General features: G+C 57.6%; 11 protein-coding genes. 2 read left to right on the plus strand and 9 right to left on the minus strand.

Annotation, left to right across the window (positions count from 1 at the left end; translation table 11 throughout):
- Positions 1-261: 261 nt before the first annotated feature.
- Positions 262-1,560: a plasmid pRiA4b ORF-3 family protein gene (locus tag ACBG85_RS19100; RefSeq protein WP_372027881.1), complete on the minus strand. Its 1,299-nt coding sequence runs from the start codon at positions 1,558-1,560 to the stop codon at positions 262-264.
- A 339-nt stretch (positions 1,561-1,899) separates the two neighbouring features.
- On the opposite strand from ACBG85_RS19100, the gene ACBG85_RS19105 reads away from it, so the two are divergent.
- Together ACBG85_RS19105 and ACBG85_RS19110 are read left to right on the plus strand one after the other, a co-directional pair.
- Complete coding sequence (locus ACBG85_RS19105; RefSeq protein WP_283569165.1) at positions 1,900-2,496, plus strand: hypothetical protein; 597 nt, start codon at positions 1,900-1,902, stop codon at positions 2,494-2,496.
- 185 nt (positions 2,497-2,681) lie between these two features.
- Positions 2,682-3,452 (plus strand): hypothetical protein, encoded by a 771-nt coding sequence (locus tag ACBG85_RS19110; protein WP_283569173.1) that lies wholly within the window; start codon positions 2,682-2,684, stop codon positions 3,450-3,452.
- A gap of 54 nt (positions 3,453-3,506) precedes the next feature.
- On the opposite strand, the gene ACBG85_RS19115 is transcribed toward ACBG85_RS19110, so the two are convergent.
- The 8 genes from ACBG85_RS19115 to ACBG85_RS19150 all read right to left on the minus strand — a co-directional run bounded on the left by ACBG85_RS19115 (position 3,507) and on the right by ACBG85_RS19150 (position 26,967).
- Entirely contained in the window at positions 3,507-4,088 is a 582-nt protein-coding gene (locus ACBG85_RS19115; protein ID WP_283569164.1) for a hypothetical protein, read from the minus strand.
- Positions 4,085-6,256, minus strand: a complete 2,172-nt coding sequence (locus tag ACBG85_RS19120) for a UvrD-helicase domain-containing protein (RefSeq protein ID WP_283569163.1) — start codon at positions 6,254-6,256, stop codon at positions 4,085-4,087. The genes ACBG85_RS19115 and ACBG85_RS19120 overlap by 4 nt, the downstream gene beginning before the upstream one ends.
- The gene (locus ACBG85_RS19125) at positions 6,253-12,531 is read right to left on the minus strand and encodes a DEAD/DEAH box helicase (RefSeq protein ID WP_372024375.1); all 6,279 of its coding nucleotides are present in this window, start codon (positions 12,529-12,531) and stop codon (positions 6,253-6,255) included. Before ACBG85_RS19125 ends, ACBG85_RS19120 begins: the two co-directional genes overlap by 4 nt.
- A gap of 64 nt (positions 12,532-12,595) precedes the next feature.
- Positions 12,596-17,314: an Eco57I restriction-modification methylase domain-containing protein gene (locus ACBG85_RS19130; RefSeq protein ID WP_372024378.1), complete on the minus strand. Its 4,719-nt coding sequence runs from the start codon at positions 17,312-17,314 to the stop codon at positions 12,596-12,598.
- Between the two features lie 3 nt (positions 17,315-17,317).
- The gene (locus ACBG85_RS19135) at positions 17,318-20,113 is read right to left on the minus strand and encodes an SNF2-related protein (protein ID WP_372024381.1); all 2,796 of its coding nucleotides are present in this window, start codon (positions 20,111-20,113) and stop codon (positions 17,318-17,320) included.
- Between the two features lie 133 nt (positions 20,114-20,246).
- Positions 20,247-21,971 (minus strand): DrmB family protein, encoded by a 1,725-nt coding sequence (drmB, locus tag ACBG85_RS19140; RefSeq protein WP_372024384.1) that lies wholly within the window; start codon positions 21,969-21,971, stop codon positions 20,247-20,249.
- Positions 21,971-25,168 (minus strand): helicase-related protein, encoded by a 3,198-nt coding sequence (locus tag ACBG85_RS19145; protein WP_372024386.1) that lies wholly within the window; start codon positions 25,166-25,168, stop codon positions 21,971-21,973. Before ACBG85_RS19145 ends, drmB begins: the two co-directional genes overlap by 1 nt.
- Complete coding sequence (locus ACBG85_RS19150) at positions 25,165-26,967, minus strand: UvrD-helicase domain-containing protein (protein WP_223257941.1); 1,803 nt, start codon at positions 26,965-26,967, stop codon at positions 25,165-25,167. Before ACBG85_RS19150 ends, ACBG85_RS19145 begins: the two co-directional genes overlap by 4 nt.
- Positions 26,968-26,992: the final 25 nt, after the last annotated feature.

Here is a 26,992-nt window from a genome sequence, read left to right on the forward strand (position 1 = left end):
CATATTCAATTGACTAGCAACACGCACTTCGTCTTTTCGGAAACCCAACCTCCACAAAATAAATCTTCTGCGCAAGCTTTTGGCTCGACCACGCAATTCAACAACTGAGAATCGACCATAGCATGATGGCAATTTCGAACAAAAACTCCGATATTTTCCCACCCGAAAATATTCATGTTTCCGCCGCAGTAAAATCGTGCGCTTCCAGCGCATATAACAACTCCGCATCGATTGAAATCGATGCTCGATTCGATCGCATACCTACATCGACAGGACCATCCTGGCAAACCGTCGGCCCCACTCGGGATCGGCGGAAACATGCTGGTCCAGCGGATTGGAGACAATCGCCCCGATCATTCGCAAGTACACGAGAGTGTCTCGCACCATCCACGTCCAATCGTCGTCCCCGAGTCGTGTTCCGTCTGTTGTCGACCAACCCAATGCCGTGAGGCCTTCGATCATCACTTCACTACGTTCGGACTCCGACAAGCCGGCAGCCAACGTAAGGAACAGAATTCGGCCGGCTTCCTGCGCCAACTCACCCTTTCCCAACGGCATGGCCGACACGATGTGACGCCACAGCTCGCCTTCATATGCAAGCACTGACGCGCCGAGTCGAGTCAGAAGCAATGTGCCTCGGAGTTTCCGGACAAATCTCAGTGTCTTTGCGACTTCAACGAGTACTGCTAATTGCGAGTCACTCCCTGCCGTGACACCGATCCAGTCGCTGCCCCAATCGAGTTCGTCTCGGGCGGCCGCAACATGGTCCGAAGGAAGTGCCCCGGACGCCGTCAAAACAATCCCACCACCTCGCGCGGAGTTCAGCAGCCACAGCAGTTGGCGGGTTGCTCCTTCACGCATCACCTCGAAATAGTTGTCATATCCGCCACGAAGCTCCGCTTCGGCAACTGCGGCAAATAGTTTCGGCGCGGAATGAACAGACAAGCGGCGCAAGAACTTCTCGAACAGCAAGCTTCCCACAGGCGGCGATTTATGCAGTGCCACTGCAATGATGACTGCTGCATTGGACTCTGCGGGAACAAAACGTTCGGGATCGAACAGTCCGGTACTCGCCTGCACATTCAGGAACTCGCGATACCCGATCGGACCGCCAGAATCCTCCGGCGGGCACGCTCTCTCGCCGTCGAGACAGGATGGCTCAGGAATCGGCTGGTCTTCGACAATCTGCTCGAGAACCAACGTGTGACTCCACCTTGCGCGGGCGTTGTACTCATAACGGACGTACTCCCCTACCGCGGTAACTGCCTCGTCGATCCGGACTTCGTCCTCACCAAACTCGTCTTCCTGGTATCCGTCGCGCTCGATCACATCTGGCGCGATATACCGATCTGGGCCATTGTCCGTTGAATGATGGACACTCACCCACTGATGAGCGTGTTGATCTCCCCACCCCATCACCGCCTGCACAATCGAATGAAGTTGGTCCAGTTCGATATTCGACGGAACCGAAAACCGTCTCCAAATAGGCGGCGTGATGCAATCGAGTTCGATCCGCATGACAAAGTTCGCCACCTCCGGCCGTCGACGCTGATTCCGCATCTGCCTCGGCGTAAGGACCTTCATCTGGCTTTGCGCCGCTTGATATGCAGCTACCAAACGCAGATGTGAAGCTCGCCGAACTCTCTGACCCGTCATGCATGGAGGCTAGATCTACCTACCGACAGCCGAGATACTCACTGCCACAAGGCTGTCCGATTTGTCGGGGCTCGCATCACGTCGCTGGTCGGCTGTTAAAGTCCTGATCGCGCGGACCTGCCCAGGCATTTTCAATCATCCACTGCGCGGACAATAGTGTGCGCCGATTACCGTAGACCTGACAGCTACCGCACGAAAACAGTGCCCAGCGCCTGCTCGGACTGGCACAGAACATGAGGATCCATGAGCGACCAAGACACGACCGCCGACCAGCCCCTCCACATCAACGGCGCAATTGCCTTGGTGACGGACGAGCGCGACGAATTGGTTCGCCTGTGCGTTCAAACTCTCGCCGAACTACTGGGCAGTGAGCCTGCCACCGATGACGACGGCGACATTGTCGTGCCGGTTCACGGGTTTGTCGTCTACGTAACTGTTGCGGATGACGGCCCTCAGATCAACGTCTGGTCCTCGGTCCTGACGGGCCTCGGCAATCCCTCGCACGCTGCGACTCGACTGATCGAACTCGCGCAGGAATGGCCACGCCTGCGCTTCGCCTTCAGCGGCGACCACCTACTGGTCTCCACGATGCTCGACGCCGATCCCTTCGCTCCGCAGCATCTGCTGAACCTGATCGACGAGGTTCACGACTTCACTCACGAACTCGACGACGATTTTGCTGAATCCTTCGGAGGGTCCCTCGACTGCGACGCGGATGACGACAGCTACGCCGGCGAATGCAACACCGGTGGCTGCGGCGACGATTGTGACTGCGATTGCGGCGATGACGCAGACGGCGAGCTCAGCATCAGGGCCGTCACCTCGACGCCCAGCAAGTAAGCAATAACCCACGGCTAGTATTGCGTGCGTGCATCTCTGCGATTGCGGAGATGCACGCCCGCTGACGTTTGTCGTCGCTCCGCGGGACGCCGGAAGCCTTCGACGGCGAACGCCCGTTCGGACAATTGAGCGAAGTGCGAGCGCGGCTATACCGCTACGGTCGCGAAACGTGCCGGGATCGCCACATACCGATCGAAGACGCTGGATTCGAACCGCCAGAGGCATGCGTTCACTGGTGCCAGGCAAGAACTTACGATCTGCACATCCTCGACGACGGAGCCAGCGTCGACCTCGACTGGTGGAACTCCCACCTGCGTGATTCCGAGCATGACATTCAGCTACGCGGTCGAAATGACGATGGAAAAATCGTCACCGCGGGACTGGCAACCGTGCAGCGAAATGACCTTCGACTTGGCAGCGAACTCGTCAGCGCGACCCACGACGGTCTCGGACTGCTATTTCTCTGCGCGGCGTGGCAAAGCGCTCACCGGGACCGCCGCTTCAAACGCAGATTTCCCGACGTATTCGGCGCGCCAGCGACAAAGGGCGACGATCCGTTGCAGGCGATCAAGTCCATCCTCGATTACTGCTTGAAAACTCGCACCTTGCCGGCAATCCACCGCGGAACCTGGTCAGGGTGGCCCGTGACACCGGGTGTTGGAGTTTCTCTCCTCGCTGCATTCATGTGGGCAGCCGAGGTATCAGAGGCAGGTAGCCGCGCACAGTTGATCGACCAATTCGGGGTCTCGACCCTAATTCACGAAGGCTGGCTGGAAGATTCATCGGTCAGCAGCTTCACGCTTCGTAGGTACCACCGCTACAACCAACTTCTTGGTTCGTGGGCAACCAGTGCCCAAACACGCCCCGAATTGATCGAAATGTGGCTGATCAAGCGCTGGAATGCGCGAGTTCAAGAGGCCCGCCACGGCGAACGTACGATGCCCACGCTGTTCTGAACTTCTAAACGACGTCATCCAAGTAGTACGCACTCCAACAACCATTCGAGCACGCTAGTGATCGTCGCAGATACCCGAGCGCGGCAGCTGAACCCGGCAGGTCGGACACAAGGCAGCAATCGGTTCTGGTTGAGGTTTCGCTCTCCGCCTCTGGGCGATGACCGCCGGCGGTAAAGCAGGAGCGCCGCCATCTGAGGGGATAACGGCACCGAAGTACTTGTAGCACTGGAGCCGCGCCTCAGCTGCATGTTGATCGAGGTCTTCAGGAATTTCAAGTCCAGCGACTTCGAGTACGTAGCGGTACCCATCACCAACGCTCTGATCCTGCTTGACACACAATGCAGTCAGCGATGGTAGGCCCTCGGCGGCGGCTCGGTCGACAACCTGACCGAGCACACCACCGATCCAGTTTCGCATCTGCGAGCGGCTCCGAATCCCGGTGCTCGCCTGAACTTTCTCGGCAAGATCCTTGTAGGTGATGAACGCGTGATAGTTCGACGCAACATCCACGAGAACGTCAAAAGCAGCGGCAGCCCACACCGACGTGGCGTCCTTGAACGGGACAGCCGTGCCGTCCGAAACTCTCCAGGTTCCTGGAGTCTGTACGCCTTCTAGTTCCGAACTCAGTTCACTCACAATGTTTCTCCCACCAAGTCGGAAATCTTCTCGGTGCCAAGCAGTGCTAACTGCTCCCGCGCACGCGAGCCTGCCACATAAAGAATCCGGCGCAGCTTCAGTTCACCCTGAACGCGATCCACCCCGGTCAATCTCTTGACGTAGAAGGGCGGGAATTCGCCTTCGCCGAGCCTGCACATTGCAACTGCTCGGAACTCCAGCCCCTTCGCACGGTGCATCGTCATAACGCGGACCGCATCACCACTCTGGTCCTCGTCTGAACGATCAGTCACGATGACGCTCTGAATACCCGAGGATTGGAGCGATTCAGCCAGGTCTTTGACGCTGTCTTTGTCCAATGCGAAGACTGCGATGTCGGAGAGATTCAAGCCTTCGCCGACCCATTTCTGAACCTGGGCAGAAAGACCCTTGTTCTCATCCGCGATGTTTTTACGTACGAGGACCTCAGGCGCAGGCCCGCCGAAGACTGACCGCGCACCCGCGAGGGTGTCCGCTGCCAGATCGAGGTCGTCGACTTCAGTGTCTGCAACGCCCAAGCACCATTGCAGAATTTCTTTCGATGTTCGGTAGTTGATCGTGAGGCGACGCGATCGGCCCCTCGTCTCAATTCCGTAGCGAGAGAGCGGCGCCGGGCGGCCGTAGATGCGTTGGTGGGCATCACCAACGATGAACATGTCGTCGCTATCGGCAGGCACCAACGCTCGCAGCAGCTTCCAATGGGCAGGATGAAGATCCTGTGCCTCGTCAACCACTACATGTCGATACCCCAGTTGGTCGCGAAGCGTCGTGTCGGACAGCAATATTGCGGCTGCTTGAGAGGCCAGCTGAGTGAAGGTCATCAGACCCTGGGACCGCATCAAGCTTTCGAATTGCTCGATTACCTTCCAGACATCAGCGCGCTGAGGCCGGCTCAGACGCTGACTCCGACCACTTCGGGGCACTCTGAGATAGCCGGCTTCATCGACAATCGCATTGCCCAAGACAACCTGCGACCATTCATCGGCCAAGAATGTGGCGTCCCAGGTTCCCGTGGCAACCAATGCCGCGGAAGACCACAGTTCTCTCACCTCGGAACTATCGGACGACACAAACTTCGTGTTTGCGACTGCAATTCGTCCGGCATCCGATGCGGTGACAACCCGTCGGGCCAAGGCGTCAATGTTGACTACATCAACTCGATCCAGGACCTTGGGTCCGGCCAGCTGTCTGAGCTGGGATTCAATAGTCCGAGCAAGGTTCTTGGTGAATGTAGTGAACAGAACCTTCGTCGCGGCTCCTTGCGAATCGAGCTGTCGAGCAAGGAATCTCGCGCGGTGAATCGCCGTTACGGTCTTGCCCGTGCCAGCTCCACCCGTAACACGGAAGGGGCCATTCCAACCCTTGTGGGTCGCGAGTTTGCGCTGAAGTGGATGCAGCCACACGCGCCATTTCGCGAAGTCTCCTTCAAGAACAGCTCGAAGCTCGTCTTCATTTTCACCGTCGAAGCTTGTGAAGCTCAGTCGTGACAGCGGTCGTTGCAGTGCAGCGGAGAGATCCTCGACGTCGACTTCACCAGGCTCGTCAACCACGAGGTCTGCCCACACATCATCCGGACTCTTGCCGTACACCAAATCAAGCACGGCACTGCCTTGCGACGAAGGAAGTGCAGTGACAATGGATTCCAGGGTGTCCTCATCGGACACCTTCTTCAACTGCTCGGCGATCTCGGATTCGACGCCAAATCGTTCCAGGTCCTTTTGACTGACCTTCGCAGGCATCAAAGGTTTGACGGTATCAATCGACTGCTGAACCTGTCGCGCTTTGTCCACGGCTTCGTCAAGGGCCAATGAGTCGAACAGCTCGGCCGCGCCAGTCTTCGGATTGACCTGAAGCGTGAGCTTGCTGGCGTACTCGTACGCGTCATCGTGCTTCTTGACTGCGACGAGGTACAACGTGCTGGTTTCCGAATCCTCCCCTGCAGCAATGAGGACAGCACGATAGTTGTCAGTGACTCGAGCGGTACGCACGTGTTTGGTCTTTGCGAGCTTCGGGATCTTGAAATCCAACCCGGTTGCATCCGGGTCCTGCTGCAACTTCACCATGAAACTGAGGACACGACTGCGCACGCTGCCGTCGAGGCTGTCATAGGAGTCTTGAAACAGGTCATGCATCAGGACGTGTGTCTTCACTTGCTGCTCCCATTCACGGCATTCTCCAGATCGCGGGCAAGCGTATCCGGAACGTTCTCGTCCTCGACGGTTTGTACTGTCCATCCGTCCTTCGCGAGCCATTGGTCACGGTCGTCGTCGACATCAACGACGACGGCAACCTTTGCAGCGGGCCACGCAAGTTCAACCTGCCAGATACTTTGATCTGGGCCCACTTCTGCACCGGCTTCGGGCACATCCATGGCGGCTGCAGCCATGATCTCGATCAGCTTCGCAAGGACTGGATCTGTGTAGTCCCGAACAACCGCCCATTCAGGTGCCAACTCGGCGACCTTGCCGGCTGTCGCGGATTGTGTAGGAGCTGACAACGGAATGTGCGACTGCGCCAAAGGATCAACGCAACGTCGAGTCCATATCTCCACCATCCGCATCGGCATCTGATGTCCAAAACGCGGAAGCGTGAGAAACTGAAGAACGTTCGCCCATCGCAGCCATTCGCGCCATTGCGCAGCGTGCTCGGGACCACCAACCTCTGTGTGGCGGTCGTCCAGCACGCTGAGTACTCCCGTCGTGGGAACGTGGTCCGCGGGATCGGCAACCACGATCAGCGGCAATCCACTCAAGCCGGTACGGGGTACCAGCATTACGGTTCCGTCTGATTCTGAATCCGCCTTGGTGCCACCGAGAAATGAATTCAGGCTCGCGTCAAAGCTTCCCGGTTTCACCATGATCGGGGCATCAGACCCGTGTCTTCCCGGATTTACAATGGCCAATACGGTCCCTTGCGCACCATCACCCCACACTGCAGCGTCGGGGTCGGCCAGGTACTCGATCATGAAGTCGATCGGGTTTCCCCACAACAGTTTCAGACGGGGATCGTCGATGCCAACACTCGCAGTATTCTGTATCTGTTGGTGAACAAGGTCCGGCACTGCAGCCTTCAGAGAATTCGAAATAAAGGCCTGAACATCGTCCCATGAAATCGACCACACTCGCCGGCCGTCGCGACGCAGTGCATCCCGCTTCACCGCATCGTCATCGGTTCGGTTGTGCTCAACGCTCGCATGAAATTTCGCGCCGTCCAGATACACCGCAACGTCGCACCCCTGCGCGTCGCTTCGTGTCAGGAGGAAGTCCGGTTGCGTCGCAATCGATCCTGCTCTGACGTCAACCAACGGTCGCATACGCCACCGCCGGGGCTCTCCGTCGGGATTCGCGAGTCGCAGGTCCAGCTCTTCACCCTTTGAACCGATAGCGGCTTCGATTGACCATCCCTCTCGAGACGTGATCCTTTCCTTGAGCGCCTCACGGAACTGCAGTTCCAGTTCGCTGAGTTGAACTTTGGTGATGTCCACTGTGCTGACGGTCGGAATCTTCTCGACGTCCCAATCTTGAAGGAAGTTGTCGAGCAGCCCTAGTGCCGATTCTCTTGACGCATTGGGCATTTCACGGGACTGAAGCACTCCGTACAAGCATCGGTGGCATGCGGCACGGCCTTCTAGTCTGCACGGGCATGCCGCAAGAACATCCCGTGCGAGGGTGAGAATATGCCGCAAGCGTTCAGGCTGCCCAAAGCGGTCGAGGTAGCCGGTGCCGCCCGGGACAGTGTCATGCAAGACGAGGAAGCGCCTCACCGAACCCATACCGTCACTCATGCTCGAGGCAACAACCGCAAGATGCTGGGGGTCGCCACCGAAATCACGCCGCAGTCCGAGCAGCAACGCTCCCTTGAAGGATGTCATTGTCGTCTCGAAATGCAACAACGAAACCGGCAGCAACAGCCGGACAGCTTGCGTTTTCAGTTCATGAGAGAGCAGCAGCTTCTCCCATTTTTCAGCTGTACCCCGCCTGGTCGCGCAGTAGCCCCGGTGGCGGGCCTTATCCTTTTCGGTCGCCTTCTTGGCGACGACGCCGCAGTGGGAACACGTGGCGAATCCTGCTGCCGAGAGCGTCTCTCCGGCAATGATCGTCTCGTTGCCAGGCACATCACCTAGACCCACATTGATCGAACGTATTACCGCAGACCGCGCGTACTCGGCGCCGAAAACGGTCTCTTTCAGCTTCCATGCGTCGACGATGTCCACGGGGTCGATATCAACCCCGGTGACACGGCCGAAATACGTTTTGGTTCTGTCGTCGGCGTCCTCATCAATCAGAACATCGTCGAGCCGGTGCACCGCTGATACCCGCTGCAATGGCAGAACCTTGTGCACAGCACCGGCATCGGTCACTGCTGAGCTATGGCATCGCGGACATGCGGTCAATGCCGCCGAAGCGTTAGTTGTCCCCCACCCACAGGACGGGCACAGCCTGGTGTTGGCCCACAGCGGTTGCGATAGCGGCCCGACATCGACGGCGTCGACCTCCACTCGTTTGCCGCTGGCGTAGAAGTATGCGCCCGGAGCCAACTCGGTGAGGGCGCTACTGCTGCTTCGTTCGTAGGTGAGGTCGAGTGCTTGCGGCTCTGGGGAATCGTCTTCGTTTGCGGTCCACCACAGGTGCACGTCGAGCGTGGTGGAATCGTCGAGCAGGTTGTAGTTCGGCAGTAGCCCGACCCCACTCAAACCCGTCAACGTCTCTTGACGTCCGCGCTCACGTAGTTGATCGCCAAGTGCTCGCGACTCTCCCATACATCGCTTGCGATCGTCCTTTTGCTTGTCGTCGAGATGACCATGCTTGTCGATCTCCGCCACAGTTTTGGCGAGATCGTTGAGACGACTCCGAATCTCGTCAGAATCCGTTTGCCACGCCAGTGCTACTCGCGCCGCGCTCTCACGGAGCCCTCCGCCAGCGAAGTCCTTCACCGAGGACTGCGCTTCCGGCACAAGCTTCTTACCGAACAGTCCAAGGAACTCTGCGCGCAGAGAGTCAGCGTCCGCAGTCGCAGCGTCGACCACAGCGCGCAACCACGCTCCATCCGCCATACCTCCGCTCAACGCTGCGCTGAGCTTGGGTGGCATCACAGGTACGACGCCGAGACCACCAGTTGCGAGGCGGTCCAACGCGAATGCGAAGAACTGCCGATAGAGCAACTCCGTCGCATTGAGATATGCACCAGGAGGCAGCACCTCACCGGCGAGCAGGTGGCCTGGCTGGGCAAAGTAGTAGAGGTCGCGCGGCGAACTAGGCACAGCAGCGAGAACGAAGGCGTTGCCTGTCGAACGGCCGGCACGTCCGATCCGCTGAAGGTAGCTCGCGGTGGACCGTGGCAGCGAGGCTAGTGCGACGGTACTCAGATCGCCGATATCGATACCGAGTTCCAGGGTCGGCGTACACGCAAGGATGTTGGGGTCAACAGGCGAGCCACCGCTCTTGAAGCGCGCCTCCACTTCCTCTCGCTCTTCCCTGCCAAGCAGCCCGGTGTGCTCCGCACTGACAATGCGCCGGATTCGTCCCGACTGATACATCTTCCGGTAGAAGTTTTCGGACTCCAACTCGACCAAACTCAGAGTGCCCGGGCACCGCATTCGTGGGCACGGAGATCCTGTCCACAGTGACTGCCGCTGCTTCGAGCTGGGCTGCACGTGATGACAGATCGGGCACTGCAACCGAGCAATGTCATTGGGATCCAGAATGATCCGGTCCGGCGTGATGCCGTAAACCTTGGATCCCTTTTCGCCACTGCGTCGTTCGAGTGGCCCGTCTTCGCCTGCGAGAGAGTCGATCACGTCTGCGAGTAGCGCTCTAGCTTCAGGCGCCGTCACTCCAAGGCACCGCCTCGTCCAATCGGTCAGCCAAGACTCACCCCGCGGATTTACCGCCATGAAGTCTGTGTCGCCAGCCGCACCAGTGGTCAAAAAGCCGGGAGCAGGTCGTCCAAGCGGGAACTTGGGCATTCCTTCAGCGCTACCGCCCCAAATCGACCAGCGCCTGCCTTCATCACGGATGTAGCGCGTGAGCCATTGGTGGTAGACACCGCCGTTCACCCGAAGATGCTCCAACAACCCCAAGATCCAGATGTCATAGCGCGGGCCGCTCACGGACTCAGATTCAAGCTCGAGCTGTTGTGGCCTCTGGTCAGGAACCTCGAGACTGAGCTGACCCGAGGGCCCCCCACCAAGACTCAAGCTCAGCTGTGGCAGGTTCTGGTGAATGTCGTGAGCGCGCCGCGAAAACAGCGGCAGATCAACGTCAACATCGACAGCCATCGCGCCAGTGAGCTCGAGCGTACGACCCACGCGGGCATTCAATCCTGCTTCCAGTTGCGCTTGGAAGGCGATCCGCACCCCCAACAGTTCGCGCATGCGGCTTCTAGGATCGTTCTCCAACCACGCGCCGTCCACTCCCGTACGACGTACAAAGTCTGGCGGAGTGATGGAGTAAAGCTGATCGACGGGAATGTCGGCGACAAGTCGATCGGACGTTTCCTTGAGAGTTGTCCGTTCGCCGTAAGTCGCGCCCAGCAGAGCGGATCGAAAGTTGAATTGGAACGCGCGCCCCTCAATGAATGCCGCACGGTGTGCGGCGTCCTGCACAGAATCGGTGAAAACGAGGGTCTTCTTCTCGCTATCGGCTAGAAGAGTGGATCCGAACTCGCTGGTGAGCCCCACACTCAGGAGGGTGGCGACACTTGATCCCATGAATCGGATTGCGTTCTTCGCGCCGCACGAGGGGCATGTCTGATCGAATGCCGCCTTTTCGTCTGGAGTGCAATGGACCGCAAGAGCATTCGCACTCGGGACTGACCCGATTTCAAGCGTATCGGGGTCGAGATAGCTGACGCCTTTGTCACTTTCATCGGCGAGGAGCAGGGCACGTGTTTTGAATCGGGTGGTCAGCCGGGCACTGTCTCGCCAGATTGTGACGGGATCATGGCCGAGCTCGTCACCGAGTTCTGTTGTCGTTGCAATCCATCCGGAGTGTCCGCATACGCGGCAGTGTGCCGCGGGCAGAAACGTGCCTTCGGTTGGTAGCCCGTCATGCCACCAATCGAATCTGGTTTCGCGACTGAGGCTTCGGAGCATGCGGGTAAGTTCCCGCACCCACAGCTGAACCTGAACGTTGATCATCGGCCGCAGGTTGCCGTTGTCATCCTTGATTCTCGCAACGGACATCAACGCAAGGAACTTGAGCAGCGCCTGCTGCACCTCGAGAGGTTTCGTCGAGTTATGCACCCCCCAAGGGAGGACACCGGCCTGAGTGATCCTCGTGACCGCATCAGCCGGCGTGAGGGGCTCACCACCAAGAGTGTCAATCACAACGCGAGTCAAGAAATGAGTCCGCAGAGTTTCGCCAATTTCCACCGGGTCGGCATAGTCGATCTCAGCCGCGTGCGCGCCAGGTTCCGACGAGGGTTGAAGCACGGCTCGCGCCAACGGTTCCCATGATCCGGCGACTGAGGCATCTACCTCCGGAGCATCCAGGATCGCGTCGACCGAAGGGATCTCAAGCCCAAAATCGACGTGTGGCACAACATCTGCAGCAGACAATGAGGTTTCGGTGATCAGCGATTCTGGTGCAAACTCGGTACCGAAGATCGTTTCAGCGAACTCTCGCAGTTCATCCGAGCGAGTGCCTCCACCAAGTGTCGCAGATGTTGCGACGGGAGTGATGCGGCCCAGTGGCCGTCCGTCCTCTGCAACACCGGTTCGCGCGCCGAGCCTGCGGATGAGCATCGCAACATCAGTTCCCTGAGCCCCGTCGTATGTATGAAACTCATCGAGCACAAGGTACTGCAGGGTAGCTGCAGCGTTGTCCCACAATGGCTTATCGCCTGATCGGAGCAGAAGTAGATCGAGCATCTTGTAGTTGGTGAGCAAGATGTCGGGCGGGTTTTTCCGTAGCTCGTCGCGGTGGTCGACCAGCTGGTTGCGGGTTCGAGCTCGACGACGTCCCTCACCTCCGATGTAGACGCCCGCTGTGACCTCGCTGAGCTGAGGATCGTCGTGGAGGTAGTTCGCTAGACGACGAGCCTGGTCGGTGACCAATGCGTTCATCGGGTACAAGATGATCGCTTTGATCCCCTGCTCTCCCCTAGCGGCTGATCGCCGGGCGTGGTCAAGAAGCGGCACCAGGAAAGACTCAGTTTTACCTGAGCCTGTTCCCGTGGTCACGATCGTCGGCTGTGCACCTTGCCCATGTGTTGAGAGTCGATCGAATGCCTGCGCCTGATGCTCAAAGGGTTGGAACCCCTTCGGCATCCATTCCAGCGGCGATTTCCAACTCTTCGCCACTTGTTGGTACGGCGTGCGCAGCTTCAGATACGGCCCCCGGAAGATCCCGGTCTCGGGATCACGCAGGAACTCGCTGAGCGCGTTGCCCGCATTGGCATCTGCCAGCGAGAAGGTGGTGGACAAGTATTCGGTGATTGAATCCCGCGTTTCCTCTGCTAACAGCGAAGGGAATGTTGGGGAGGCGTCCTTAACCATTCAGACCCAACCTCTGCTCGAATTCGGCGTAGGCGGTGCGCATCTCCGCTTCACGGTCAGGCTTGTAGAACCACGGTTCATCGTGGTTCTCGTCCTGGGAGAAAGGCATGTAGCGATCGAGGAGGTCGCCGCTATCCTCGCCATTAAGATATGCCTGCAGCAGTTTGTAGTCTTCCTTCTGCTGTTTCACACCCTGCGCCTGATGATCCTTTGTGATCTTGCGCCCCCGGCTGTCAAAGTACATCTCGTACTCGTATTTGCGAAGAACCGGGAACTGAGCACGAAACATCAATGCCAGATGATCCGCGGAAAGTCCGAGCATGAGCGCCGCCAAGGCATCAATCTCAACAAGGGCAGCACGGCGCTCAAAATCAGTCCGGAGCGGAACATCCTTGGTCCAATTCGCCTGATTCATATCTAACCCGACGAGCTGTGGGAAGGCTGGCGTCCAAGAATCGCTCGTGAATGAATCCTGATTGAGATCATCCCAAAGTGGGGCATAGTCACGTGTGAGACAATTCAGACGAAGGGTGCGATGAAGTAGATAGGGCCACGCACGATGCTCAAAAGGCGCAGGAAATCGATCGATGAGCTCTGAGGATAAGTTCGCCTTTCCGCTTACCTTAACCAAGTAGTCAAACGGAAGCGAAGCCCATAGCCCAGCTGTCAAGACAGTATTTCGGACTTCCGTCAGAGCATTGTAGTCCAAGGCCGGACCAGGCATCGATCCTCCCGAACCGACTGCCGCTGACTGCACACCGTGTATGTGACTCGCACCTGGAGGAACAATCGCAGCGTGCAACGAACGTTCAAGACCCGGCTGAGTCATTCCCCGCCAAGCAACCCGCCAATAGTCAACCGCTGGACGGCCTCCCCACTGTGGAATTCCTGCGTCATAAGTCTCACGATCACAGGCACGTTGATAGTTTGTACGCGGAATCACCGAATCGGGCAGCACTTCAAGATCCCAAGTAGTGTAATCAAACTTACTCTTACAGAACTCATTGGGTTGTCGTGCAAATGGAGTTGCGACGGTGAAGTGTGGCCCCTGGAGTATGACTTCATCCCATGAATCCGGATACTCCGTGCGCCATTCGATATAGCCGTCTTGCTTCGCGCCTTTCTCATGCCAAAGGCTAGTCCAACGATAGCCTACGTCCGCGAGCCTGGCGGCCTGATCTGCTATCACTGAGAGGAGTTCCACCTGCTCGTTGGTAAGCGGGCGGAGCAGCCTAGCCTTCGAAGCACTAGTCCCTCGTTCGTCGAACAACCTTCCCCAGTCGGAGAGTACGGCCTCGTCGATCCAGGTTAACCTTGAACGGTGAGGCCTCACATCTCGCCCACCCCATAGGTATTGAATCCCTGGCAATTCACCCTCACCGTTATGTTCGTACGAGCCGTCAATCGTCGACGGATCGCACAGCGATGCGATCTGAGTGAAGCCGATACTGGCTGGTGGACCATAAACGTGCAGGCCGAAAACAGCCATCCCTCCAACACCCTCAAAGAGATCGAGTTCGTTGAAGAACTGGTAGTGGCGCCGGAGTCTGCGATAGGCAGTGTCCCGAAGAAAACCGGCCTTTGGATCCGTGAAATGACTTTCTGGGTGAATCAAACCTGAAACACCAGCGATAGTCGTGTTACGCCAAATACGCTCCATGAAATTCGTATAGAGGTTGGTCTGCACGCCTGCGAGCACCGGGTGCTCAACAACTGACCCAAGGTGCTCAGCAGTTCCCGCCCATGCAGTCAGATCTCCAAGATACTGCGCCAATACTTCATCCGCGCTGAGTGCCGCCATTCTCCTAGTCTTGAAAACTTTCTCCGAAATCTTATCTTGGAGCATGAAATAGGGGTCTCGTTCCGCGAGTACCACGTCGTCCTTCCACACTGGCCGCACCCACGGCGGATTACCGACCTGCAGATCGAAACCACCAGCCCGGAAGATATGTGCGAAATCCAGCTCCCAATGAAAGAACCCTTGCTCGTTAGCAATTCCGCGCGCCGTCCCGAGCCACTTGTGCTTCGAAACGAGCTGCCACACCGGCCGCATGCCGTAAAAACCGCGCTCGAGTTCATCCATCTTCGATAGCTGATCGAAGCTCTCAACGGTCTCGTGGAACATTCCCTGGTCTTCTGCGCCCTTACGCAGCCCATCAGCGCCAAGGAGGCCTTCGAGCGCCTTCATCCATTCGTCTAGATTTGGCGGACCCGGGTGGTTGTCTTTGTCATCGTCAGAGTCCTCGATCGACCCAGTTAAGGGCCAGAACCACATCGCGCACCACACATCCATCGCGAGGCGCAGGCGCATGTACGGCCCCTCGGGATCGAGCAGCTCAGATTCAACTTGCTCACGCGTTGCGGCCGTCTCTACAGGGTCGATCTCAGAACCCCACACGTTAATGCGCCGCGACACCTCTCGTTCGCTGATTTCGAGCCGACGGAGCGCCAGCTCCCATAGTCGCTCCACACGACGTGATAGCGCTCGAAGACGATCAAGCTGCTTCAGAGTTGGCTTTTTCGTAATATCAGATCGCCACTTCTTCAGTGCTGCAGTGGCTTCCGGAGCCAACTCCTTGACTTGCTTCGCGTCTGCCACCGCCGCCCATCCCTCGGCAGGTAGAAGGAAATGATGAATCTCGCCCTCCGCGATGGGCCCTTCGGACAGCGGCCTATCTGTCGGGGGTGTCTTCAACCAGCTTTTCTTCGCCCTCCCGAGCGCGGTGAAGTCGTAGGTCGCGCGGCGCGCCCCGATCAAAGAGTTGCCACGGCGAAGGTGCAAACCAAACCATGGCGCTTGCAGTCCCTTGTGCATCACATTGAGCCAGAGCGACACCTCCGCAAGTTCAACAGCGGTGGCGTTAAGGTCCACACCGTAGGCGCGATGAAGCGCCAGGTATGCCTTGACCTTCTGCAGCTCGGTCGCATAGTCCTCCGGCTGAATGCGGTCGCCGAGTTCATTCTGGCGACGGGTCAGATACTCAGCAGAAAGCTGATTGATTGCCTCGTTCAAGAAGGCTCCACTACCGAGCGCCGGCTCACAGATCCGGTACTCGAGAATCTCGGCCGCAGTCGTCTCGTCAGTGATCAGTTCGGCAAGCGAATGCTTGACAACAGTCTTGGTCAACACTTCTGGGGTGTAATACGAGGCACTGCGCTGGCGATCACGGCCGGACAGCCGAAAAACAAAGCTCCCTTTCGGATGTCGGACGATATCCTTGCGCCCTGTCAGTCGATCCTCGCGCCAAACAATATCGTCAGCGTCGTAATCGCCCGACTTGGTGGATGGCACGAGCCATGAGCCCTTGTCCGCGTTGCCGTCCTTCGCTACCTCGACCATGTCGTCATCGGCAATCAGGCCTGAGTAGGACATCAACCCCTCGTAGACGGCACCCAACTGGTTGATGCCGAGCTGCGCATATGAAATGTAGCCACGCTGCTTGTTCTTGTTCTTCGAAGGCTTCGACAGCAGAAGGAGGGTCAGCACTTCCTGCAGTACTTTGTTGCTGATCTTTACGTCATCAATCAACGGCGTACGAGCAGGATCGAAGAGGTCCGAACGCATCGCTTCGAACACGAGGCCGTCGCCATTTCGATTCTCAGCGCCATGCCCATCGTTGACGAGCCTGAATAGCAGGTTCAGAGATTCATGCAGGTGATGTCCGCCAGCCGATTTCCCTGTCAGCGGTACCTGGGTGATTTCGCGCAGGCGGTCAACGCCATAACCGGATCCGTACTCGGGTGCTCCGACCGGCAGAATTCCAAGCTCTGGTCGCGCTTCAGCGAAGAGTAGGAACAAGATTCGATACAGAAAGCGCAGCGACTGGATAGTCAATTCCTTAGGAAGCTCAGGAATGCCATTGACCGGCCTGCCCGCCCCACGACGCTGATCAAGAACTTCGTTGGCGATCTTCTCGATCGAATTACGAAGTCCCTCACGAAGGTCCTCGCTGACACCTACTGCGTGTTTCTCAGAGTCTTCGGTAAAGGCATCCAGCGCCGTCTTGCCGTCATCGTTCGGGAGCAATACGTCTGCAGACCAAAGACCAGCATGGTGTGCGAGTTCGCCCGTTGATTTCTCATCGCGACGGTCCAATGCCGTTGCAACATCGAACGCCAGGTACCGGCCTTCAGACCAGCGGGCGGCATCAGTCAGGAGCACGACGCTGCCCGCAATCACGAGCAGATATCGCGGAGCATGGTCACTGACGAAGAGCTGAGTGACAGCCTTCGATACTGATCCCAGCAGCTCGGTCTTTGCACCTGTAATCGACAGTTGCAGAGGGGAAATCAGTTCTGCATCCGCCGAGAACAGCGCATCGGCGTCGATAGCCGGTACGGCCTGCAGGATGTGCAGCGCGTCCGTCGCAGAAGCACTGGCGAAGCGCCCCAACAATGGGACGGCGATCGGTGTTTCACCCTGGAAGGTTTCGAGAACAGTTTCGGTGCTGTCGAAACCGACTGCGCTGAGCAGCATCCGATGAAGGTCGGTCACCGATTCGACGAAATCCGCCTGACTCGGTTCGGGTAGCTTTCCTAGCGCCGTCAAATAGCTACCGCTGATGGCCGACAGCCCCTTAACAGGAGTGTTCTTGCCCTGGGAATCGAGTTCCTTCCAGCCTTTCGCAAGATCCTTCAGCTTGTTGGGGAAGACTTCGGCGAGCCAATGCTCAGATAGATAGTCATTGACGTTGGAGACTGAATCGAACATTGGTTACAGACCTGCTTTCGGCACAATCACAGCAACGACGCGAACAAAGGGGTCACCGCTGGCAGCGAGTGAGTCGATGAGAGCAGAAGATTCGTCGATGGTCTCCGAGATCTCCAGCTTCGATCCGGTTCGCCGGCCGGAGTCCGTCACTATCTCGAGAACTGTTTGTTCCCAACCTTTCAGGCTCTTTCGATACTCGTCGATACGCCGGAGCAAGTCAGCTTCGAAGTCGTCGCGGCGGTCACGAAGGTGTTCAGTCGCAGCATCTACCGCAGCGGAGACCATGGCCTGCAACACTTCCAAATCCACGTCGCCAAAACCAGCATTCGCGGCACCTTCCCTGATGCCCGCTTGATCCAATGTCTCGTCGAAGTCGCCGACTTCGGGATTGTCAGGTAGCCCGCGAACTGCACCCCAGTGCGCAATTGCCGGTTTCCCCTTGGCATTCGACCAGACTGCCTGAGTTAGGAAGACTGGCTCGCTGACAGCTCCTGACAGAACTGGTATCTCGTTGCGCCCGAACCGAGACACCGATCGGTCAGCCGCCCAATCAAGAACCGGGTGCACTGGAGCAAGGAAATGGACGTCCGGCCACGCACTGTCAGTTGACTTCCGAGCTTTATCGAGCCGGCCTTCGGCGAATTCAACACTCCCCGATACTCGGAGGCGGTCGACAATTTTCTGTTCGACGAGATATTCAGAGGGCAGATCACGAAACCGCGGCACAAGATCTGCCGGCGGGTTGAAGGCGATCATGTCTGTATCTTCGTCGCGAGCGATATCCAAGCCGTGGCCGCCGGGTTCGGACGCGACGTCCTTCAATGCGTCCGCGAGGAAATTGTCGTCGTCCTGGAACAACGAACGCTGTGGGGCGCGCTCGGGTGTCGGGTCGCCGGTATGACTGCCGGCCGTTACTTGGAGTTGCGCAAACGGATTCAGGGCTGCGGGCGTCGGCTCCGGAACGACGTCATCCAAATCCTTCCCTTCACGAATCGCCTGGATAACAGTCTTCTCTTCGATGTCAGCGTCATGCACATCAAGGAGCACTCCGGCGTCACCCAACGCGAGATTGGCTTCGTGTTCCTTCAGAAGGAGCTTGGTGACCACGCGCAAATCGCTCGGCACGTCATCGGAGTCGCTGGTGAGTGCTAATGCCGCAATCTGCGGTTCATGCATTTGCCCGTAGCGATCGATGCGGCCGTTGCGCTGCTGAATCCGAATGAACGACCAAGGGAGGTCGTAGTGCACGAGCTGGTGACATTCCTTGTGCAGGTTCAGGCCTTCGGAAGCCATGTCGGAAGCGAGTAAGACTCGAATTTCAGAATTAGCCTGGCCGAAGCCCTCCACTACCGACTGAACCTTCTCATCAGGAAGTCCGGCATGCAGCACCTGCACTGCCTTAACTGGAAGCTTGAGGGCCTTCGAGACCTCAACCCCAAGCCACGTCAGGGTGTCGATTCGCTCCGAGAACACAACGACGCGGGTCGTAGATCCCTTCCCCACACCGACAGACTTCAGATGCTCAACGAGCGATTTGAGCTTCGAAGATCCTTGTTGATCAGCTTCTTCGGCGAGAACATCCAAGCGCACGAGCGCTTTTGCCTCTGGAGATGATGCGGAGTCGAGAGACTTCAACCGTCGACCGACACTTGCGCGGAGGGCCTTGGGGGACGAGAGAAATGCCTTGAACAGTGTCCAGGGAAAGAGCTGACGTCCTTGCCCCGTGACGACAGAATCGCCCGCCGGGTGAAGCCATACGTCCTCGAGTTCGCGCAACACAGCTACCTCGGCCGCATTGGGAACAACCTCAATCACGCGTGGGGTACGTCGTTGCTTCCACCGATGCGCGACATCCAACTTGACGTCGGGTGAATTGCGGTGCCTTCGGACATAGAGGTGCTCGATATCCTTGGCGGTGTACTCCTCACGATCTGCAATGGCGGTTGAATCGAGGAGATTGATCAGTTCTGCAAATGACTTTGATTCCCCGTTATGGGGCGTGGCACTAGCCAGAATTAGTGCATCAGTCTGTGCTGCAAGAAGTCTGGCAAGTTCGTTGTTCTGGGATGTGCGGTTGATCAAGTTATGGCACTCGTCAATAACGACGGCGTCCCACTGCTGATCCTTCAAGTGGTGCTTGTACTTGGCTGGGTTCTTTAGGGTATCGATCGAGACGATGACCCGCTTGTAGTAACTGAACGGATTTCTCGAACTCGGCAGCGTCTGCTTAACCTTCTGAATACCATTCGAGTCCAGACGCACCAACGGTATGGCGAACCGCGTCCACAGCTCATGCTGAAACTGTTCGAGCACCGCTCTGGGAGTGACAACCAGGATGCGCTCGCCACGACCACGCCGGATGAGCTCCGACAGCAAGATACCGATCTCGAGTGTCTTGCCGAGTCCCACCGCATCCCCGATGAGTATTCGGGGCCGGAGATTCTGTAGCGCTTGTGCAGCCGGCCGCAGCTGGTAATCCATGCGATCAAGCAGTGCCCGGTCGCCTACGGCAATACGGGTGTCGCTGGTGGGAACTGGACTGCCCCGTCGGACAGACTCGAGCCAGAGCCTCGAACGGCGGAATCCTGCAGATTCATCGATGACCAGCTTGCCGTCCCGCGGATTCAGCCGGTCAATCTTGTCGAGAGCTCCGAAGAACACCGCGTCCTGATCTCGAACCAACTCACTGACCCCAGTGACCTCGACGCGAGCCCCATCACTTTTGGTGTTCCGGACTGCTCGAACGAGCCATTCCTCGTCACGAACAACTACGCGTTCACCTGCGGCAATATCAGCCACGTGTCACTCCTCATATCGGACAGCCAGATCAGATTAGCCCGCGAAACAAACCCGTCCGTGCGGCACTCCGGGCAACGGCCAGACACATCACATGGTGGGGCGCCATTCAGCACCCCACCATGTGATGGCAGACCTAGCCGGTAGCGACAACAGCGCTGAACAATCCTTCGTTCTCTTGATTGTTTTCGGGCGAACCGAACAACAACGCACGATCCAAAAAGGTGTTGTTCAGCTCGCACGATGTCTCAGGAACCAACACACAGGCATGACACGCTGCCAGGTTAAGCGCGTCAGTTCCGGATGCACCTGCTTCGACACAGACTGGGTCGGCTGAGCACCAGGACAGTCGGATTAGTCCTTCATGGAGTGCACTTGCGAAGGACTCGGGCTCTGCCTGTGAAGCTACGCCTCCCAGGCTTCCTGCCGAGTCAGAACTTGCTGTGTAGATCAGCAGCCCGGCCATCTCGTCATCGACAAACAGCCGTTCGCGCAGCGATGCCGCCGGATACCCCGCGTCAAGCGACAGCTGATCGATCAACACATGCGCGAGCGTATGAAGCGCCACCTTCACGATGTCGACCTCGGCAGCCTCCGTTCGCCCAAATTCAACTGCCTGTCGATCTGCGGCTCGCTTCAGCAACTTGCGACGATCCTGAGCGAATCGCTTCTTCTCCCAATCATCGAGTTGAGCCCGATCAAACGCTACAAACACACCCTCGCCGATGACTTCAATCGCCGGAAACCAGCTTTTCCGGCCGTGCGACAGTTCACAGAGACCGTCGGCGCCAAGTTCATTCACGCCGTTAAGCCGCGAAAAGCCGTACAGGGCGCGAACTTCCCGAAGTCGGGTTACCTTACGCACTTCCGTGACACAGTCCGGCAACGACGAGTCACGATCCATTTTGATACTGACGAAGTCGGAGCCTTGACTCTCGTCACGGCCGTCAATCAGCGCCGAATACTCCTGCTTCCGGAGCGCTTCTTCCGTAAGTTCCTCATCCTCGTCGTCTCCTCGGCGACGTTCAGCCTCGGCGTTGATCTGATCGACCGAAAACTTTCCGGTCGAGGAAGCCGCGATATTCGCTAAAAGTTTGTCAGTCACGGCCTCGGGGTCCGCCAGAGCAATCCAATGCCGGTCTACAAACTTCGCAAGAGCCTCCGAGTACGGAGGAATCGAGATCGCAGATCGCACGGCAGGCAACCAGACGTTCGACGCACCGCGCTGAAGCACCCTCGGGATCTCCGCGCAATCCTGCTTGTGATCGAACCCCAGCCAAGGCCGCGCACCACTGCAGTGACCGTATTCGGCAAGAGCTTTAGGGCCGAAGGTTCCGTCCAACGACTTCGGATTCACGCCGCAGGTGCACGTCAGAACCAAGTCAGCCAGCGACGAAGTCTTACCAAGGGACTGCATACGCATCTCATGGTCTTCGCCCTCACTGCTTTGTCCCTTGTGAAGCCAGCGGTAGTACGGAAATTCGTCGATGTGCCCCTTGTTGCATGCAGTGATCAGACGAAACGGTGCCAGGTCAGCCTTGTCCTTACATTTATTACATTTCGCGACGTTCCAATCCCCCGAGAGGTCAAAGATCGATCCGATCCTGCGGCAGGACGGGCATACCTGAGTGTAAGGAAATCTGATTACCGGGACATCTCGAGTTGTTCCTGCTGGCGGTGACTTCAACTCCCGAACCCGCAGCGAACGCGCAAGGCGTGGCTCGCTGACGATTGGCGCTCGACTCTCATTCCAGTCGTCCAACCCAGTGATCATGAAACTTGTTGATTCTGAGGGGAATAGCCCACCAATTCCGTATGTACTCAGGAGCTGGCTGCGGCGTGCCTTGGCGCCAGTTGTCATTATTTTCTCCTCATCGGAATCTGATACAAACCAGTCTCAGCATCAACGTCGCGCATGCTCTCAAGGGTTGGCCAGGGAGCTTCACTCTGCGAGTACTCGATCGTGTCGTTGGTCAATGCGGTCGCGGGATCCACCAATAGTGCCGCATCCAGATTCTTGGAATTTCGATACTTCATACGAGGCTTTTGTTCGCCGGCTTCGGCCCACACTTCCAGCAGTTTGTCGATTTGGTCGCGCGTATCGTCGGATTCTTCCGAAGCCACTTCTGCGACCCGCCGCTCCAATATGTCCGCCACCTGCCGGAGACCGTCCCAGTTGTCTTCCGCCAGATACGCAGAACCGTCAGCAGCAAGTCCTGGAACCAGCAGTCTCGCAAGTGAAACCAAGACACCGTGCAACCCTCGATCTCGGGCACGCGCCGCGAAAGGAGTCGCACTTGTCGCCTCCACTGCCCGGTAAAGCGCTTGGTGGTAGGGAATGAAGCTCTCGTAGTGTGAACGGTCACGAGACCTCGCGGAGTTGAAGATTGTGACTACCAACCCCGGATACTTACGGCCTACCCGGCTGGTGGACTGGATGTACTCGGCACTCGACTGTGGTTGCCCCATCACCGCCATCAATCCGAGTCGGTCGATATCGACCCCCACAGAAATCATGTTTGTCGCCAACACGACGTCGTCTGGCGTTCCGTCGCTGACCGTCCTTTCCATCTGCTTCAACGCACCTGGAATTTCCGAGGATGGCACACGACTTGTGAGCTCATTCAGACGACGAATCTCTCGTGGGTCTCCCTCGCTCCTATTAGCTACAACCCGTAGACGTTCTCTAACGTCTCCTTCGACCTGGAGATACGCACTTCCGAGAACACGCAAACTGTTGAAGTAGCCCAGCAGGGTCCAATAGGGATCGCGCGTGTCATCGTCTCCCTCGAGATCCTTTGCTGCCTGTAGCAGCGCCGAATAGACACGCACCATCAGCGTTGCGTGGCTTGTGCCCGGAGTCATGATGCCTACGTATCGACGTGTTCCGTGGGTGTCGCGCGGTGCCGGTTCTGCAAAGAAGGACTGATCTGGGTCGACCCCTGGCGGCGGGAACTGCGCTGCGTCCCTGGCAAATACCGACTTGATCTGCTTCTCAGCACGCCTGATGGTGGCTGTCGATGCGATGATCTTCGCCCGGCCGCGAGTAGTACCTTCCGCCAAATTCTTCACCTCGCAGGCAGCATCAATCGCGGTTTCATACAACCCGACCATCGAACCCAACGGACCTGAAATGAGATGCAACTCATCCTGAATGATCAAATCCGGCGCATAGCCGACTCCGTCACGAGCAAAAAGCTTGCCTACGTCAGCCTTCCACGCCATTGCCGCAAATTTGTCGACTGTGCCCAGAATCAGCTCAGGGCGAGCCCGATAGATATCCTCGTCTACAACATGTACTGGTAAGCCGTCCGCGAAGTCACAACCAGTCGTTCCACACGCAATATGCAAGTGCCGTTCTGGAGCAGTTTTCACCGAGTAGTTCTGATAGTCCAGTTCACTTCCGCACCAAGGACACTGCGTAAGTTGAACTGGATTCTTCTCGGTCAACTCACGACCAGATTTCAGGTCACGCAGCGACCTCTTAGCTTCGTCCAGCGTATTGGGTGTGCCTCCGGAACCAACCCACAGGCCGATGGAGAATGCGCGCGATCCAAGTTCGGGATTTGCCAACCGCACAGTTTCAAGAGAACACATAAGCATCGTGGCGCGTTCGAACTGTTGGATTGTCAACAGCCGCAGCGTATAGCGCATGATGACGGCGACACCGACCGCCTTTGGATCCTTGAGACGTCGATGAAAGATCGAGAACGCAACCAGGCCGAGGTATGCCTCAGTTTTTCCTCCACCTGTGGGGAACCACAGAAGGTCTGCGATGTCACGATCGGGATGTGCCGGATCACTCAAACCAGGCAGGTTAAGAAGAATGTACGCAATTTGGAACGGATACCATTGCTGATCCAAGCCCTCATCAGCTGTGCCAGTAGCTCCCGAACGAACCCATACCTGCCGTGCACGCTGCAACTGCATAGCTTTGTTGGACAACCGGAATGCCCGCATCGTGTCGGTATCGTTCTGTAGACGGGAGATTCCTGCATCGATGCGATCGGCCGCCTGCTTCGCGGCTTTCATATTGTTGCGTGCGATGTCCACCAGGTGCGTCCCGACGTCAGCGGTACCGTCGTCGAGCGTTGCCTCGAGGTTTTCAATCCACTGTCGATACTGTCGCGACATCGCGCGCAGGCTCCCCAAGACCTCCGCATCGGTCGCGTCGGATAGAAAGGACATGCGCAGATTGACCGAATCGTCAAGGATGCCCGGCCTCGCACGTGGGACTTCATGTGTTGGGAGGAACGTTGTCGCAACTTGGGCGATGCACTCGCCTACGGCATCTGCCCCCACCCATTCGACCGCGCATCCGTGACCGATCGCGAAAGTTCGCATGTTTCGGTACAACAGAGCGGCGCCGTCAAGGTCAGGATCAGAACCAAGATTTCGCTGACGCGAGCGATCAACGATCGCCGGCGAATCGGTGTCAATGATCAACCCGACTTGGAACCACGCTTTCCCGTCGCGCAGTTCACCTTTCACAGATTCCCGGGTATTGCGCAAGGCCACAGATACCGTTACTGAACCTTCGCGGGCGGGTCGCACATACACATAAAGCTCCAGCCCTTCCGGCATTTCGGGCCGGTAAGTTCCTGGCACGTCAACTGCATGAATGACGGGTTCGATGTCGAGCTCATGACGCTGCCAATCACTTTCCCGGCGGCGTTTCGGCTTCTCCCCGCCGTCGTCTCGCGACTCCAACGGAAGGTAGTACGCGGCCTTGGCGGAGATCTTGACCGTCGTTGCGGCGTCCAACTTCACCGAGAACGTGAGCCCCATCGACGACGGGAATCGCATACGAGCCTGAGCGACCGGGCTGTCTTCGGTCGCAGTCTGATCGCTCGGCTCAGTCCCGTCCGGCTCAGGTTCTTCCTGCAATACCTCATCAGCCGGCCACAAGACCCCGACGATGTACCGATCCAATGGTGCTTCCTTGATCACCTCAGATGCACCATCCCCCGGACCGATCACATCGCGGGACAGCTCCTCGACCATCTCGTCGCGGAACCGATATTTTTCGTCAAGCGAAGAATCAACTGGCGAGCTCACTGCATGTCCTCCATATTCGACCAATCAGGTTGTGCCAGACCAAAAACTCGCGGAGCCAACCAGAATCCTGCAAAACTGACATCCATCTTTTCCGACTTCGCCGGATCTCCCGCCACTGTCTCCACCGAGACAACCGACAACCCGGTTACCGAAGCAGGCCACGACCCGCCTTTCAGGTTGAATGCCCTCTTGAACTCCTCGTTGAAGGTCTCACTGGTCCGTCCGATCGTGTGACCGTCTTCCGTCGTCAGCAAGTACATCGGCAGCTCTGACGTAGACAAATCCAGGTCGAGTGTTGCCTCAAGTCTCTGACCAACCAATGCGTCATCACTAAGTCGAGACTGAATCGCTGCCGCGCTCACTTTGCCGTTACCGACAGGGGCATCAACTTCGACATCGTTGTATCGAAATTCCACAGATCTTGTTCGCTTGGTCTTTGGCTTCTTGCCCGGCACCCGCTCCATCAACCGATCCCGCAACCAAAACTCGGATCTAAAACTCGCCCAGTCCTTCGGAAGCCTGCACAGAAATAGGTCATCGCGCGCCCTACTCAGCGCAACGTACCGACCACGCATCACTACCCACGGGTCTTCGTCCTTCCGCGAGAAATTCGGTTCTACAACGAAGACACGTTCAAACTCGAGCCCCTTCGCTTTGTGCACCGTCGAGACGATGACGTCGGCCGTGTCAGGTTCGGTCAGGGTCAATGGAATCGCGCCCGACCGAATCAACGTACGCAGTCGAGAAAGATTGAGCTGATTATGGTTTCGCGAATCACCTTCTGCAGACTTCAGTAGGTACCATCGGTCCTCGGCCACTTCCGCTGAACAGAACTGGGACAGCGCCTCCTCGACCTCCGATCTGGGAATACGCTGCCCCACCAATGAACCCAATGCCTGCGCGACCCACCTCGCGGCGCCGAACTCTTGTGCAGTCCGTCGAACAACATGGCCCACACCGGCTTCGCGCAGGTACCTCGACACACGAAAGACCTCAGCATTGGTGTTACACAAGATGGCGGTGCGCGAGCCTTCTTGGTGAACCGAGGAAGCCCAATCCTCGATGTCTCCGCGGTCGATGAGGTTCTGTTCAAATTCGTCGAGGACGGCTCGCCCTTCGTCGGCGTTTGCTACCTCGCGCAGAACTTCCCCGAGCTCGATAACCTGCTTGGGGTCCAACCCACGTGCACGATAGTTGTCGCCTAGCCCAACTTGCCTGAGCCCGAATTCATCTCGCAGCGCCTCGAAGACAGCAGAGGACGGAGTCTTCGTCTTGGAATCCTCGAGTTGAAAATCGTAGATCCCTTGAAGCGGGTCGCCTAGCGCAGTGATACCGACATCACGATCCAACTTGCGAAGCAATGCCAGCACAAAATCCGCGCGGTCCCCCACTAAATCCTGGACCTCATCCATCACCACATGTCGGAGTGTCTCGATCTCATAAGGAACATCGTCACCGTCGACGAGCAATTTCGTTGCCTGTCGAATCCGCGCTTCAAAGGAGCCCACCGGCTCAATATCTGCGTCCAGCAAAAGGCGGCCGGCTAGCGAATCGAATGTACGTACATTTGCTCGAGCTATATCTCGCGCATCTAAGCGCAGCTTGACAGCTTGTACCGCGGCGCGCGAAAAGCTCAACACCAAGATCTCGGTAGAAGCAGACAACTCCTCTTCGGCAACCAGACGGCCGATACGTGACGCCACCACTTCGGTCTTGCCTTGACCGGCCCCGGCAACGACGAGCAATCGCTCACCGATGGGAGCGTCTGAAACCTCGCGCTGTGGAGCATTCAATTCCATTGCACACTCTGGCCCACTCATCACT

It is taken from the genome of Rhodococcus sp. NyZ502, assembly GCF_041464245.1.
In the GTDB taxonomy this organism is placed as follows: domain Bacteria; phylum Actinomycetota; class Actinomycetes; order Mycobacteriales; family Mycobacteriaceae; genus Rhodococcus_F; species Rhodococcus_F qingshengii.

What these genes read in the sequence shown, in the direction of transcription:
- ACBG85_RS19100 (WP_372027881.1), bottom strand. Translation starts at nt 1,560, where the DNA reads ATGCGGAATCAGCGTCGACGGCCGGAGGTGGCGAACTTTGTCATGCGG.
- ACBG85_RS19105 (WP_283569165.1), top strand. Translation starts at nt 1,900, where the DNA reads ATGAGCGACCAAGACACGACCGCCGACCAGCCCCTCCACATCAACGGC.
- ACBG85_RS19130 (WP_372024378.1), bottom strand. Translation starts at nt 17,314, where the DNA reads ATGTTCGATTCAGTCTCCAACGTCAATGACTATCTATCTGAGCATTGG.
- drmB (WP_372024384.1), bottom strand. Translation starts at nt 21,971, where the DNA reads ATGACAACTGGCGCCAAGGCACGCCGCAGCCAGCTCCTGAGTACATAC.
- ACBG85_RS19150 (WP_223257941.1), bottom strand. Translation starts at nt 26,967, where the DNA reads ATGGAATTGAATGCTCCACAGCGCGAGGTTTCAGACGCTCCCATCGGT.